The following is a 13,933-nucleotide window of genomic DNA, read 5'->3' on the forward strand; positions in this document are numbered from 1 at the left end:
AGCTATCGTTTAGTATAAGAAAGGACGGATAGTTATGGCAAATTTTGAACCTACCGACGCACAGGTTGATAACCTTATAGGTCTGCTTGACGGCTATGCCGAAAAGGGCGGACATCATCTGAATGTCAACGTGCTTAACCGCGAGACACTTCTGGATGCACAGGCACACCCCGAGAAATACCCCCAGCTGACCATCAGGGTATCGGGATATGCAGTAAACTTCGTCAAGCTGACAAAGGAACAGCAGGACGACGTTATCTCCAGAACTTTCCACGAGAGTTTGTAAATTAATGATAAAGCCCCCGTTCTTCGGGGGCTTTTGTTATATATGGTGACAAATATCTCTGAATGATCAATACCCAACCAATACACCGCTGATGTTTTGTCACTTACCTGCGAAACTTTCTTACGCACCATATTTACTTTTCCCGAAAAATATGGTAAAATCAATATGGGCAGAGCCCACAGAGATAAAAACAGGAGACAAAACAAAAAAGGAGATAATCAGAATGCAAATGAGCAGAGATCGATTTGAACAGCTGACAGGCGAAAGACTTCCGCGCGATCAGGAACTGGTCACCAGCGGTGATATGATGCCGCAGAATGGTCAGAACTACGGTCAGCAGAACTGGCACCCTGTACAGCCGAACAGTCAGCCGATGCAGATGGGTCAGCCTATGGGTCAGAACGTTCCGCAGGGTCAGCCTGTGCAGTTGGGTCAGAATACCCTTCTCCCCGAACACGTGCCCGATAAGCAGTTCAGCCTGAAAAGCTTTGTGCCGTTATTTGCGGGAATAATCGGTCTTCTCACCATAGGCAGATTTTCAGGCTCCCTGGCTGCTATGTCCCTTGGCTTCGGCATAATGGGTACAGGCATACTCTGCCGACGTAAAATGGACGATTATAAACCCGAGCGCAAGCTGAAAGCCCTGATGACGGCTATCGGCGGCGGTGCGGTAGGTGCTGCTGGACTTGTCACGCTTTTCGTACCGTCACTGTCGCTTCATATGTCATCGCTGATACTGACTCTGAGCGGAATTATCCTCATCGGCACGCCGCCTGTAACAAGGCACATGAAACTCCGCCGCTGTACTGAGAAAACAAGGGCAGTGTGCATAGGCAACCGACAAAAGCGCGGAGACAAGCATCATAATATGATGTACGCACCAATATGGCAGTATATTGCAGGCGGAAGAGCCTATACTGCCTATGATGATGTTTATACCAGTCCCCAGCAGTTCTATGAGGGTCAGGGTACAGATATCATGGTCAACCCCAATGACCCAAGGGATATCTACCGCGGCAGCGACCCCTCGGCATGGGCGCTGATGGTTTTCGGCGCACTGATGCTGGGCGGCGGCGTGATATGCCTGTTAAGGCTTTTTGGTATATTTTAAGGAGATGTTTTAATGACGGGACGTATCCATTCGGTAGAAAGTTTCAGCGCAGTTGACGGTCCTGGAACAAGGTTTGTGGTGTTCTTTCAGGGCTGTCCCATGAGGTGCCTTTACTGCCATAATCCCGATACATGGCGGTCTGACGGCGGCAGGGAAGTCACAGCAGAGGATATCCTCACCGAGTATGAAGCGGTCAAGGAATTCATGCATAACGGCGGGATAACCTGCACAGGCGGCGAACCCTGTCTTCAGATCGGTTTTCTGACAGAACTCTTTGAAAAGGCAAAGTCCAAGGGCATAAACACCTGTCTTGATACCAGCGGTATTACTTTCAAACCAAATGATACCACCGCATTCGACAGGCTTATCAAGTCCACCGACCTTGTGATGCTGGATATAAAGCACATCGACCCTTTGATGCATAAAAAGATAACAGGTCACGATAATAAAGGTATACTCGCTTTCGCGGAGTATCTCAGCGATAACGGTATACCCGTTTGGATAAGGCACGTTGTTGTCCCCGACCTTACCGATGACGAAGAAAGCCTGTATAGGCTGGGACACTTTCTTGCCCGCATAAAGACCCTTAAAGCCCTGGATGTCCTGCCCTACCACACCCTTGGCAGACATAAGTACGAAGAACTTGGAATGGAATATCCGTTGGGTGATACTCCGCAGATGACGAAAGAGGGTGCACTCCGCGCCAGAGATATCATCATGAGGGGTCTGAAAGACGAACTCAGAGAAAACTTCAAAAAATAGTGGCGGCATACGCTCGCTGAAAAGCCACACCCCTTGTCAATGATTATGGTTCAAAAATCTCGGTCTTTACTTTTGCTCTGTTCTGTGGTATAATACTCTTATTGAATCAATTCCGAAACGGAGGATTATAATGCGTTTGAAAGCAAACAAACTCACAGCACTCCTGTGCGCCGTTATGATGATGGCATCAGCAGGCTGCGCAAGTCTGGGTGTAAGAGATACAGAGGGCCTTGATAATGGTAAAGAGCCCCCTGTTGGTATAAAAGACAATGGATTGAATTTCAAGAAAAAGACAGAGGACGAGATAACCACCGATGAGGAGCAGGCTGAAAAGCTTCCTATCCCCGAAGATCAGCCCTCCAATGTGGTATCCCTGCTCTGCGCAGGCGATAATCTTGTTCATGATAATATCTATAACGAGGCTTGGCATAAGGGCAATGACGATCATTATGATTTCACCTACGCTTACCAGAATGTGGAGCGTTACCTTGAAGGCACTGACCTTGCGATACTAAATCAGGAAACTCTCGTGACCGATGATTACGGCCCCCAGAGCTACCCCCTCTTTGCCACACCTACGGCAAACGGCGACCATATGGTGGATATCGGCTTCAATGTCATATCCATGAGCAATAACCATGTGCTGGATATGGGCGGAAACGGTCTGATAAGCAGTCTCGACTACTGGGACAGCAAGGGCGTTGTACACTACGGCGCTTACCGCGATGAAGCCGACAGCGAAAATATCCGCACCAAGGAAGTAAACGGTATAACTTTTGCATTCCTGGGATATATGGAGCATACAAACGGTTTCTACATCGAAGAGGGTGAACCCGGCAGGGTGGTATACCTATCCGATGAGGATATAGTTGAACGTCAGGTTAGGGCGGCAAACGAACTCGCAGATGTGGTGGTGGTAAGCTGTCATTTTGGTAACGAGATAGAGAATGAACTGAATGTCGTTCAGGAAACTATGGCGCCCAAGCTGGTAGAATGGGGCGCAGACCTTATTATCGGTACACAGGCGCACACCATAAGCACCTGCAATTATATCGATAAGCCCGACGGCGGAAAGGCTTTCTGCTACTACGGTCTGGGTAATTTCATTTCCACCATGTACGACCTCCGCGCACCTGTGGGTATCATAGGCAAGCTGAATGTTGTGAAAGACCCCGAAACAGGTACTATCAGCTTTGAAAATGTCAAGGCGATACCCATAATATCCCATTTTGAAGCCGACAGCTACGACGGCGATTGGTACAACTGCGCCGAGTATCCATATAAGGATTATACCGATGAAATGTTTGAGAGAAACTATATCGAAGGCTTCAACAGACAGTGCGTTGAGGACTGCCTCAGCTATATCCCCGATGAGTTTCTCAGCATAGAATAAGTATTGAATAAGATGGCTATCCCGCTGACACACCAAATTAACCGGTGTTGTATCAGAAATTGAAATACTTGGCGTTTATCCTCTCCCTGCCTGCGGCGGGGGGAGGATAACTTCGTGTTGATGTACTAAAAGAGTGACCCTATTGAATAATTATTGCGCCCATGTTTTTGCATGGGCGTTGTTTTTTTGCGGTTTCAGGAAATGATATGAACATCAAATCAATTCACTGAAAATTCAGTGCAAAAACCGCAATAATGGGTTAATAATATTACACAATGCAGTAAATTGTTATTGCATTACTTTGCAGAATGTATTAAAATATATCTAAAGCACTTCGGCGAACACTTTCGCTGACGGTTTCATTTTTTGATATCAGGGCAAAATTAGGAGGTAACAGCCAATGAAATTTGCTGACGGTTTCTGGCTCAATCAGAGGGGCTACGAAGTTAACTACATGGTGCAGGCTTATGATGTGGTGGAAGTCGAGAACGGCTTCATGGTAGTGGCTACACCCTTTTCGGGCAGAGAGAGATACAAGCTGCTGGGCAGTGCAAATCTTGAGATAACATATACATCTGAATTTGAAAATGTTATAAGGGTGAATATGACTCACCACAAGGGGTACAAGGATAACGGACCCCATTTCGTGCTTAACAAGGGCAGCTACAAGCCCGCAGTTACTATAACCGAGCACGAAGCAGTGCTGGTATCGGGTGATACCAGAGTTGTAGTATCGAGAGATAACTGGGAAGTTTCATATTATTACAAAGATAAGAAACTTACAAGCGGCGGCTGGAGAAGCACAGGCGTTATCAAGGAGAGCGCATTCAAGCAGCAGGCGAGAATGGTAGTGCAGGCTGATGACACTTTCTGGAGCTATCCCGCTGACCCTCACAAGACTTATATCAGAGAACAGCTGGATACCTCTGTGGGTGAGTACTTCTACGGCTTCGGCGAAAAGTTCACAACTTTCACAAAAAATGGTCAGAATGTTGAGATATGGAATGCCGACGGCGGTACCTGCTCCGACCAGAGCTACAAGAGCGTGCCTTTCTACGTATCCTCCCGCGGATACGGCATATTCGTAAACTCCACCGATAAGGTCAGCTTTGAAGTCTGCTCCGATACCGTATCAAAGGTCAGTTTCACACTGCCGGGCGAGAATATGGAGTATTTCGTATTCGGCGGCGAGAACCTCACAGAGGTCATGAAAGGCTACACCGACCTTACAGGCAAACCGTCACTTCCCCCTGCATTCTCCTTCGGTCTGTGGCTGACTTCCTCCTTCACCACCAGCTATGACGAAGCTACCATCACAGGCTTCATCGACGGCATGGCTGAAAGGGATATACCTTTGCAGGTCTTCCACTTTGACTGCTTCTGGATGAAAGGACTGGAATGGTGCAACTTTGAATGGGATACCGAACAGTTCCCCGACCCCGAGGGCCTGCTGAAAAGGCTTCACGAGACCAAGGGCTTGAAGACCTGCGTATGGATTAATCCCTATGTGGGTCAGCGTTCCCGCCTGTTCGACGAGGGCATGGAACACGGCTATTTCATAAAGAATATCGATGGCTCGGTGTTCCAGTGCGATGAATGGCAGCCCGGTATGGCGATAGTTGACTTCACCAACCCCGATGCCTGCAATTGGTACGCAGGATACCTCCGAAAGCTGTGCGAAATGGGTGTTGACACTTTCAAGACCGATTTCGGCGAAAGGATACCCACCCGCGATGTGGTCTACCATAACGGCGCAGACCCAATCAAGATGCATAACTTCTACACATACCTTTATAATGAGTGCGTATTTGGTGTGCTGAAAGAGTACTACGGCGAAAACAAGGCGTGCCTGTTCGCAAGGTCTGCAACAGCAGGCGGACAGAAATTCCCCGTACACTGGGGCGGCGACTGCTCGGGCAATTACAATTCAATGGCAGAAGTCGTAAGAGGCTGTCTCAGCCTTTGTATCTCGGGATTCGGCTACACCTCCCATGATATGGCAGGTTTTGAAGCTACTGCTACCCCCGATATCTACAAGAGATGGGCGGCATTCGGTCTGTTCTCCACCCATTCAAGACTTCACGGCAACCAGTCCTACCGCGTGCCGTGGCTGTTTGATGAGGAAAGCTGCGATGTTCTGCGCTTCTTCACCAAGAAAAAAGGCGAGCTGATGCCATACATATGGTCACAGGCAATAAAGACCCACGAGGTCGGCGTTACCATGATGAGGGCTATGGTCATAGATTTTGCCGATGACCCCGCTTGTCTCACCCTTGACAGACAGTATATGCTTGGTGATAATATCCTTGTTGCCCCCATACTCAACGAAGATGGCATAGCCCAGTATTACGTGCCCGAGGGCAGATGGACAGATATCATCACAGGCAAGGTATTCGAGGGCGGCAGATGGTACACCCATAAGTGCAGCTATTTCGAGATTCCTGCCCTTGCAAGACCAAACTCTATCATTGCCTACGGTAACTTCAAGAGGGATATAGAGTACGATTATCTGGACGGTACCAATTTCACCATTTACGAACCCGAAGACGGAAAGACTATCCTTTGCCCGATATACGACACCGAAGCTAACAAGGTGTTCGAACTTAAAGCCACCAGAAACGGCAATAAGATCGAGTGCGAGTACACCGATACAAAGGCAGGCTTCAGGATAAGCGTTGCTAATACCGATAAATGCGTTGAAGTCAACCCCGCCTCAGGAAACGGCAAGGTCATCATCGAACTTTAATGACACAAAAAAGCTCGGAGAGCGTTATGCTTTCCGAGCTTTGCTTATTTATCTTTCATATGCACATCCAACTGCTCGAAAGGAATAACAATGTCGTTCTCGTCAAAAGCTTCCTTGACCTTTTGCAAAATATCCCAACGTGTCTGCCAGTAATCCTCTGTCCTTACCCATGAACGGGTCAGTATTATGACTGCATGAGTGCCATGTTCACCGATGACTACCAGCGGTTTCGCAGGTACCGAAAGTACCCTGTTTTCAGCCTGAAGCACACCTCTGATCAGCTCCATGACCTTCTTGTGATCCTCCGAGTAGGATATGGGGAATTTCAGTTCGATACAGCGGTTCTTTTCTGAAGTGCAGTTAGTCACCGCGCTCTTTGAAGCTATGCTGTTGGGAATGTATACCGCCTTGTTTTCGATGGTGTTCAGCTTTGTGTAGAGTATCGAGATGATATCCACCGTACCCTCGTTTTCGCCGATCTTTACATAGTCTCCACAGCGGAAAGGCTTCGCAAAAAGTATTATGAACCCGCCTGCCACATTTGAAAGGCTGTCCTGCAAAGCAAGACCGATAGCGATGCCCGCCGTGCCGATAGCCGCCAGTATCGAGGACATAGGCACTTTCATAGCCGAAAGCGCACTCACCACAACGATGATCGTTATTATTACCTTGACCATGGACATCAGGAACTTGTGTACCGTAGCATCAACGTGTTTCAGCTTCAAAGCTTTGCCCATCAGCCGAAGTGTTATCATCTGCGCGATATATCCTCCTGCGAGTATTATCACAGCCGCCAGCATATTAGGCAGCATATCTTCAAGACGTATAAGAAATCTGTCTAGCATAGAATCACTCCGTAATTATCATTTATTTTCAGGCTGCGCTGAACTTTTTTACATAGATATTATACCACAGTTTTCAAAAAAAGTAAACCCGCTAAAATGCCCTCGGCCGGGCGGGCCGTTTCCGCCTATTTATAGTTTTGATAGTACGATAAAATTGATTGACGGCGGGTCACAATATGGATATGGCAACCACGAAGTTGGGTAAGTATGCGAAGGAAGAGAGCCTTGTTTAATTCATAATTCATAATTCACAATTCATAATTATTGGCTGGAAGATAACGTAGCTATACTTAGGATAGAATGCCAAGGAAGAGAGCTTTTGGTCAATCTTTTCGCGAAAAGGTCCTAACGCCGGACGGGCGGATTTCGCGGCATAAAATGAGAGCACTAAACAGACTAAGCCGCGAATTGAGCTTTGGCTCAAGCCTTTCGCGAAAGGCTTGCGAGGAGTTTGAGGGGCGGAGTCCCTCAATCACCAAGGCGCAAAACCAAAATGCAAAACGAACTATAAGAGCGAAACAAACTCCAGCCAACAAAAAAGGCGCGGCAATAATCATCAATAAGAGCGTGGACAAAACAAACGTCCACGCTCTTTCTATATCCGTAAAATAATTGCCGCGCCCGAAATCAACGGCGACAGCTCGTTGATTTCTCGACCCGAATGTAGAGAGGGGCGACATACCCCGCAGTCCGTCCATATATATTCAATCACCCGTCCGCAAATGATATCATAAAAATCGGATTTTTGAAACTTAGTAAAAAAATATTGTTTTTCAATAAAAAACTATTGACAAACAGTTCCGAACGTGATATAATGATGTCACGTTAAAAATGCATGCAAATTTCTAAGATGGAGAGATGATATGATGAAAAATTATTCGCTGGAGATCATTGATGGTCTGATATGTTCCGTGATTTGTAATATCACTATATTTCTGGGTGCCGCTATAGGCCCGATAATTGGTATTTATATTTCCGGGGCTGTCTTTGGTATTTATTTACTTTGGAGAGTGATCCGTTACGACTCAATAAAGCCTTTTCTGGTCTTTTTGGTTTCGGTTGCATTGTTTACCGTAATAGGGTTTGTGCTCTCGCTTTTTATACCGGTATTCTATTTTCTGTTTACCATTTTTCATTCCCATTGCGGAGAGCCAAATGCTGGCGACGGATTAGGCGTGCTTATCAGTTTATATTTCCATGCTGATGTATGTATAGCAATTTCAATAATCGGAGCTATCAAGATCATGATCAAGAACAGGATAGCAAGTAAAAAACAGATGGAGTGATAATATGGAGAGAAAATCCAATAAGACGCTCATGTACGTTTATGTCATTTATGTTCTCGCTGTTTGCTGCTTTGCGGTGTACTATTCGTGCTTTCGCATCGATCGCGAGCTATAAAGATGATAGCTTTCTTATTGCGATAACCTGTGAGCTTGTTGTCGAAGTCGATGACGCAGAGAAATTTCTGCAAAACAACATAAAGTGTGGTATCGAAAAAGGATACCCCGGAAGCGGCGATGATTACCAATACAGCGACGGCAAACGGATATACATAAGGATAGAACCGTATGACGGAAAATACCGAGTACATTTAAAACACATGGAATAAGGAGAAAATTATGAAACAGTCAACCAAACGTAAACTAGTAAACACAGCGATCTTCGCCGCACTTCTCATCATCGAGATACTCATAGGAAAGTACGCCCACGGCTTCGTCCGTGCATATATCGGAGATGTCCTCGTTATGCCCGCAATGTACTTCTTCGTGCGCATATTTACCGAAAAATTCCCACGCACACTGCCGCTGATACTTTTCATATTCGCCTGCGCAGTCGAAGTATCGCAGTATTTCGAGCTCTACAAGATCCTCGGCTTTGCACCACGCAGTCTGCCCGCAATTCTCATGGGCACAGGCTTCGCATGGGAAGATATCTTTGCCTACGCCGCAGGAAGTCTGCTGAACGCCGTCGCAGCGGTTTGTATGAAACCTACCCATAAAGACTGACGATGCGCACTATGCCACAATAGGTTTATAGATAGAATAGGAGATAACTTATGTTACGATTTATAAAAGAACATATCATTAAAATTATATTTTTAGCAATAGTGTTATATTTTCTGGGGTCTATTGTTTATAGTTGTCATAATTATTTTAGTCTTCATAAAAAAACATCTTTTACCGATCAGGAAACAAAGATCCTTTGGTCAAGACTGGGTATGGATTATGTTGATCTGGATATAAGCAAAGCATATTATAATAGAGAGCTATTTGTTGTATCAGAAGGATTTGACAGCATTGACGCGGAAATCGAATATTTAAAACAGTTCGATGGAAACGAAAATATTGAAATAGTTAACGATCCCTTTAGCCCGGTTACTTCGGATAATTACAAAGGACAGATATTATACGAAATATTTAATATAGAATGTACCGATAAAGGATATTTTCGTAATTGTTACACTTACGAAGATAACGGAAAATATTATCTGGAATTTTATGTCCCAAAAGCCGGGGGATTATATGAGATGTTTGGATTTAATGATGAATAATAATGCTTTATATTGCATTTGATAACCAAGGAATTAAATACTTACACGGCGTTATATTTGTAATGGGGAAAAGGAGATAACTTATGTTACGATTTATAAAAGAACATATCATTAAAATTATATTTTTAGCAATAGTGTTATTATTTTGGGGCTTTTTTGTTTATAGCTTTGAAAAATATGCAGCGCGTGGTACAAAGCTTCATGAAAAAACATCTTTTACCGATCAGGAAACAAAGATCCTTTGGTCAGAACTGGGCTTGGATTACATCGACCTTGATATAAGCAAAGCATATTATAATATATATAGTCATAGACTATTTGTTGTTTCAGAAGGATTTGACAGCGTTGACGCACAGATCAAATATTTAAAACAGTTCAATGAAGATGTCCATATAGGTGATATGGTCAAGAATGAAAATAAAACAGATGATGATAAAAGAAATAATATTCAAGAAATATTGGGTATAAGATATAATACCGATATAGATAATGAGAATAAATCTATAGTTTGTATCACATACGAAGAAAACGGAAAATACTACCTGAGATTTTATAAAAGTGGTGCTGCAATGATTGAAGCTGATGAGGATTTTACATATATTAAGAGCCGTATCAAGACTTATGAAAAAACAACCTTTACCGATCAGGAGAAAAAGAACCTTTGGTCTGAACTGGGCTTGGAATACATTGACCTTGATATAAGCAAAGCATATTATAGAAGCTCTCAAAATAGAGTTGAAAAATTGTTTGTTATTTCAGAAGGATTTGACAGCATTGATGCGGAACTCGAATATTTGAAACAGTTCAAAGGAAATGAAAATGTTTGTCAAGGACAGGAAGATTATAAAATATACAATATATCATATAATACTTTCATAGATCATAGCAATCTGTTGATAGAATGTACCACTTACAAAGAGAACGGAAAATACTACCTGAAATTTATTAAAAATGAAGCTGAACACAGTGGAAATAATACTATTTTATATGAGATGTTTGGCATTGATGATTCAGGCAAACAGTAAACCAAATACAAGCTGTACCAAAATATACGAACCGATACGAAAATATACCAAAGTATACGACCGTATATTTTGGTATCATGTGGTATACACATTATGAAAAAGTATACGTTTAAAATCAATATCGTTAAAATAGGAGATAACTTATGTTACGTGCATTAGAGCATATTTTTAAGCTAATAGAACGTTTTTTCGAGCTAACTACATATTCAGCAATAATATTAGCAATAATATTATCATTGATATCCTATGTTCGTTTTTTAGTGTAAGGTATATACGTTCAAAATCATATCATTATAGAGAAGGTGAGCTTTTATGTTACGTTCAATAGATTATATTTTTATGATAATAGATCATATTCTTAGGATAATTATTTATTCAGTAATAATATTAATTGTGTTAGCATTTGCTTATTTAATTTTTCTACCGACGTTAGAGCGTTGGATATAGATAATGATTTAAGGCTTAGTAGAAAAACATCCTGTGGTATAAATATTGACAGCACATGAATATCGTGGTATAATCAGGTATAGATAAATCCCATTATCACTGCGAAAGGAATGAAGACAATGCGTGGTTATTATGCAAAACTGTGTGATCATTATGAGAGCTTAAAAACAGAAACAAACTGGCTCAAACTGTTTGTCCCGATATTTATAATAATGACAGTCATACTGCTGATACTTATGTCTGCCATCGGGTATATCCACGATGTCATTATCATGAATAAAGCCTTTTCGGGAATAAATGTCGGCTTTGCTGTCTGTGTACCACTGATTTTCAGTGCGATCAGTGCAGGCGTTGTATGTTCTTCAAATCTCAAAAAGAAAAAATCAGAACAATAAATTAACAAATTAGATCCGCTCTATGTCCCTGAGCATTTTTTGAAAATGCTTAGGGGCTGTTTTTTTTACTTGCGATATGTTTATGTGAAAGAAAAATATCTCACAAATGACAATAATTGATAACCCCAAAGCGTAAATACGCTCTCAAAACGCTTTCACTTAACAAATTATACCCCTGTAAACCGACGTTTTACCGCGGTAAGAAAAAATTATTAAAAAAAATAAAAATTTGCCAAAAAGGTCTTGTATTTTTCTGTCAGGTGGTGTATAATTGATACGTATGTTGAATAAATTCTTGGAGGAGTTCTTATATGAGTGATTTACAATTCAAGTTTGCTCAGTTGCTTTCCAGCAATATCCCGCCCGACAAGACCGATCTCGGCGGCGAGACTATCGCATCGGTAGTTATCACGGGTATTTCCGTGGTGTTCATGGGTCTGATAATCCTGATCCTGCTCGTAACGCTTTACGGCAAGATATTCGAGGGTATCAACAAGAGCGCGGAAGCTAAAGCAAAGGCAAAGGCAGAAGCCGAGGCAGCTGCAAAAGCAAAGGCAGCAGAAGCCGAAGTAAAGGCAGAACCTGCTCCCGCCCCCGCACCTGCACCCGCAGTTGAGGACGGTATCGAGGAAGAGGTCGTTGCAGCCATCATGGGTGCCCTTTCCGTAATGTATGAGGGCAGCGGCAAAAAGCCCGTGCTCAAGGGCGTTAAGGCTGCTAAGCCGAGAAGATCTGCATGGTCTGCTGCGGGCATAATGGATAATACCCGCCCGTTTTAGCTTTGGAAAGGAACGTGATCTGATAAAATGGCTATAATTCAATCGTTTTGGAACACTCTGACTCAGCTGGCACAGGAATCGGGCTTTGCAGGATTCTTTGCTGACGGCGGCTGGAAGAACATCATAATGATACTTATATCATTCCTGTTCATGTATCTCGCTGTGGGACGCGGTTTCGAGCCCCTGCTGCTTCTGCCGATATCCTTCGGTATGCTGCTGACAAACCTTCCCGGCGCTGAGATGTATCACCCCGAGTTCTGGGAATACTATAAAGACTACAAAGAAGATGCAGGCACGGTAAATGACCACTACATCGACTATCAACGAATACTTGAACACGGCGGACTATTGGATATACTCTACATGGGCGTTAAGCTCCAGCTTTATCCTCCGCTGATATTCCTCGGCATCGGCGCAATGACCGACTTCGGTCCGCTGATCGCTTCCCCCAGAAGCTTCCTCCTCGGTGCTGCTGCACAGGGCGGTATCTTCTTCACCTTCGTAGGTGCTGCCATACTCAACATGAGTGCTGCTGACTGCGCATCCATCGCTATCATCGGCGGTGCTGACGGTCCTACATCTATCTACGTTTCGTCACGTCTGCTGACCGGCAACAGTTCCAACTCCGTTGGTACTATCGCTCTTGCAGCTTACACCTATATGGCTCTCGTACCTATCATCCAGCCTCCTATAATGAGAGCGCTGACCACCAAGAAAGAGCGTTCCGTTGTTATGGGTCAGCTGAGACCTGTTTCCAGACTTGAGAAGCTTATCTTCCCCGTACTGGTTACACTTATCATCGCACTGATGATACCTTCCGCTGCACCTCTGGTAGGTATGCTGATGTTCGGTAACCTGCTGAAAGAGAGCGGCTGCTGCGACCGTCTTGTAAAGACCGCACAGAACGAACTGATGAACATAATCACCATCTTCCTGGGCGTTACCGTTGGTGCAACAACTCAGGCTGATAAGGTAATATCCCTTGACTTCGGCAAGGTAATGCTGCTGGGCGTTATCGCATTCTCACTGGGTACTGCTTGCGGTATCCTGCTTGGTAAGCTGATGTACATCCTCACAAAGGGCAAGATCAATCCTCTGATCGGTTCTGCAGGCGTTTCCGCCGTTCCTATGGCAGCACGTATCTCCCAGAAGGTAGGTCAGGAAGAAGTTCCTACCAACTATCTGCTGATGCACGCTATGGGTCCTAACGTTGCAGGCGTTATCGGTTCCGCCGTTGCTGCGGGCGTACTGCTTGCGATAGTAAAATAAGATAAAAGCAAAAGAGCTGTCAGTTTTGACAGCTCTTTTTTGTGTGACCAGTATATCTTGCCTTGCATAAGCAAGTAAGGGAAGTCCTGTCCCTGTTATTGATATTATAACACATTACTGACAAAATTGCAATAACCAATTGATAAAAATTTACTAAAATCTTGGAGTATTATGCCATAATCTGTTAAATATATTAAATTCTTTATACCGAAACATAAAAAGGAGCCTGTGCAGCCGCTTTGGTGACATCTGTATCGTTTATCTTTTCAACACCGTTGATATCACATATTTCCATCAATGTCAGCAACTTCACAACTCGAA

General features: G+C 43.9%; 14 protein-coding genes. 13 read left to right on the forward strand and 1 reads right to left on the reverse strand.

The window, feature by feature from the left end; genetic code table 11:
- Nucleotides 1–34: 34 nt before the first annotated feature.
- From grcA3 to yicI, 5 genes are all read left to right on the forward strand, one after another.
- Nucleotides 35–286 (forward strand): autonomous glycyl radical cofactor GrcA3, encoded by a 252-nt coding sequence (grcA3, locus tag N773_RS0100465; protein ID WP_013497868.1) that lies wholly within the window; start codon nt 35–37, stop codon nt 284–286.
- A gap of 223 nt (nt 287–509) precedes the next feature.
- On the forward strand, nt 510–1,397 hold the full coding sequence (locus N773_RS0100470; RefSeq protein WP_024855919.1) for a DUF3592 domain-containing protein: 888 nt from the start codon (nt 510–512) through the stop codon (nt 1,395–1,397).
- A gap of 12 nt (nt 1,398–1,409) precedes the next feature.
- Nucleotides 1,410–2,159 carry a pyruvate formate-lyase-activating protein gene (pflA, locus tag N773_RS0100475; RefSeq protein ID WP_024855920.1) on the forward strand — a complete coding sequence of 250 codons (750 nt, stop codon included), beginning with the start codon at nt 1,410–1,412 and terminating at the stop codon, nt 2,157–2,159.
- 130 nt (nt 2,160–2,289) lie between these two features.
- Nucleotides 2,290–3,552, forward strand: a complete 1,263-nt coding sequence (locus tag N773_RS0100480; protein ID WP_024855921.1) for a CapA family protein — start codon at nt 2,290–2,292, stop codon at nt 3,550–3,552.
- Between the two features lie 400 nt (nt 3,553–3,952).
- On the forward strand, nt 3,953–6,298 hold the full coding sequence (yicI, locus tag N773_RS0100485) for an alpha-xylosidase (RefSeq protein WP_024855922.1): 2,346 nt from the start codon (nt 3,953–3,955) through the stop codon (nt 6,296–6,298).
- A gap of 44 nt (nt 6,299–6,342) precedes the next feature.
- On the opposite strand, the gene N773_RS0100490 is transcribed toward yicI, so the two are convergent.
- Nucleotides 6,343–7,143, reverse strand: a complete 801-nt coding sequence (locus tag N773_RS0100490) for a mechanosensitive ion channel family protein (RefSeq protein ID WP_024855923.1) — start codon at nt 7,141–7,143, stop codon at nt 6,343–6,345.
- An 863-nt stretch (nt 7,144–8,006) separates the two neighbouring features.
- Between N773_RS0100490 and N773_RS0100500 the strand changes: the two genes are divergently transcribed.
- The 8 genes from N773_RS0100500 (at nt 8,007) to N773_RS0100535 (ending at nt 13,612) form a co-directional block, all read left to right on the forward strand.
- Nucleotides 8,007–8,429 carry a hypothetical protein gene (locus N773_RS0100500; protein WP_024855925.1) on the forward strand — a complete coding sequence of 141 codons (423 nt, stop codon included), beginning with the start codon at nt 8,007–8,009 and terminating at the stop codon, nt 8,427–8,429.
- A gap of 41 nt (nt 8,430–8,470) precedes the next feature.
- Complete coding sequence (locus N773_RS0100505) at nt 8,471–8,755, forward strand: hypothetical protein (RefSeq protein WP_024855926.1); 285 nt, start codon at nt 8,471–8,473, stop codon at nt 8,753–8,755.
- 10 nt (nt 8,756–8,765) lie between these two features.
- Nucleotides 8,766–9,152, forward strand: coding sequence for a DUF2809 domain-containing protein (locus N773_RS0100510; protein ID WP_024855927.1), 387 nt, complete (start codon nt 8,766–8,768; stop codon nt 9,150–9,152).
- A 212-nt stretch (nt 9,153–9,364) separates the two neighbouring features.
- Nucleotides 9,365–9,697, forward strand: coding sequence for a hypothetical protein (locus N773_RS0100515; protein ID WP_080678372.1), 333 nt, complete (start codon nt 9,365–9,367; stop codon nt 9,695–9,697).
- A gap of 83 nt (nt 9,698–9,780) precedes the next feature.
- Complete coding sequence (locus tag N773_RS22820) at nt 9,781–10,722, forward strand: hypothetical protein (protein ID WP_024855929.1); 942 nt, start codon at nt 9,781–9,783, stop codon at nt 10,720–10,722.
- Between the two features lie 566 nt (nt 10,723–11,288).
- Complete coding sequence (locus N773_RS0100525) at nt 11,289–11,564, forward strand: hypothetical protein (protein ID WP_024855930.1); 276 nt, start codon at nt 11,289–11,291, stop codon at nt 11,562–11,564.
- A 311-nt stretch (nt 11,565–11,875) separates the two neighbouring features.
- Entirely contained in the window at nt 11,876–12,343 is a 468-nt protein-coding gene (locus N773_RS0100530; protein WP_024855931.1) for an OadG family transporter subunit, read from the forward strand.
- Nucleotides 12,344–12,370: 27 nt separating this feature from the next.
- Nucleotides 12,371–13,612: a sodium ion-translocating decarboxylase subunit beta gene (locus tag N773_RS0100535; protein ID WP_024855932.1), complete on the forward strand. Its 1,242-nt coding sequence runs from the start codon at nt 12,371–12,373 to the stop codon at nt 13,610–13,612.
- Nucleotides 13,613–13,933 lie beyond the last annotated feature (321 nt).

The organism is Ruminococcus albus AD2013, from assembly GCF_000526775.1.
Classification (GTDB): domain Bacteria; phylum Bacillota; class Clostridia; order Oscillospirales; family Ruminococcaceae; genus Hominimerdicola; species Hominimerdicola alba_A.

What these genes read in the sequence shown, in the direction of transcription:
- grcA3 (WP_013497868.1), top strand. Translation starts at nt 35, where the DNA reads ATGGCAAATTTTGAACCTACCGACGCACAGGTTGATAACCTTATAGGT.
- N773_RS0100470 (WP_024855919.1), top strand. Translation starts at nt 510, where the DNA reads ATGCAAATGAGCAGAGATCGATTTGAACAGCTGACAGGCGAAAGACTT.
- pflA (WP_024855920.1), top strand. Translation starts at nt 1,410, where the DNA reads ATGACGGGACGTATCCATTCGGTAGAAAGTTTCAGCGCAGTTGACGGT.
- N773_RS0100480 (WP_024855921.1), top strand. Translation starts at nt 2,290, where the DNA reads ATGCGTTTGAAAGCAAACAAACTCACAGCACTCCTGTGCGCCGTTATG.
- yicI (WP_024855922.1), top strand. Translation starts at nt 3,953, where the DNA reads ATGAAATTTGCTGACGGTTTCTGGCTCAATCAGAGGGGCTACGAAGTT.
- N773_RS0100490 (WP_024855923.1), bottom strand. Translation starts at nt 7,143, where the DNA reads ATGCTAGACAGATTTCTTATACGTCTTGAAGATATGCTGCCTAATATG.
- N773_RS0100500 (WP_024855925.1), top strand. Translation starts at nt 8,007, where the DNA reads ATGATGAAAAATTATTCGCTGGAGATCATTGATGGTCTGATATGTTCC.
- N773_RS0100505 (WP_024855926.1), top strand. Translation starts at nt 8,471, where the DNA reads ATGTCATTTATGTTCTCGCTGTTTGCTGCTTTGCGGTGTACTATTCGT.
- N773_RS0100510 (WP_024855927.1), top strand. Translation starts at nt 8,766, where the DNA reads ATGAAACAGTCAACCAAACGTAAACTAGTAAACACAGCGATCTTCGCC.
- N773_RS0100515 (WP_080678372.1), top strand. Translation starts at nt 9,365, where the DNA reads ATGGATTATGTTGATCTGGATATAAGCAAAGCATATTATAATAGAGAG.
- N773_RS22820 (WP_024855929.1), top strand. Translation starts at nt 9,781, where the DNA reads ATGTTACGATTTATAAAAGAACATATCATTAAAATTATATTTTTAGCA.
- N773_RS0100525 (WP_024855930.1), top strand. Translation starts at nt 11,289, where the DNA reads ATGCGTGGTTATTATGCAAAACTGTGTGATCATTATGAGAGCTTAAAA.
- N773_RS0100530 (WP_024855931.1), top strand. Translation starts at nt 11,876, where the DNA reads ATGAGTGATTTACAATTCAAGTTTGCTCAGTTGCTTTCCAGCAATATC.
- N773_RS0100535 (WP_024855932.1), top strand. Translation starts at nt 12,371, where the DNA reads ATGGCTATAATTCAATCGTTTTGGAACACTCTGACTCAGCTGGCACAG.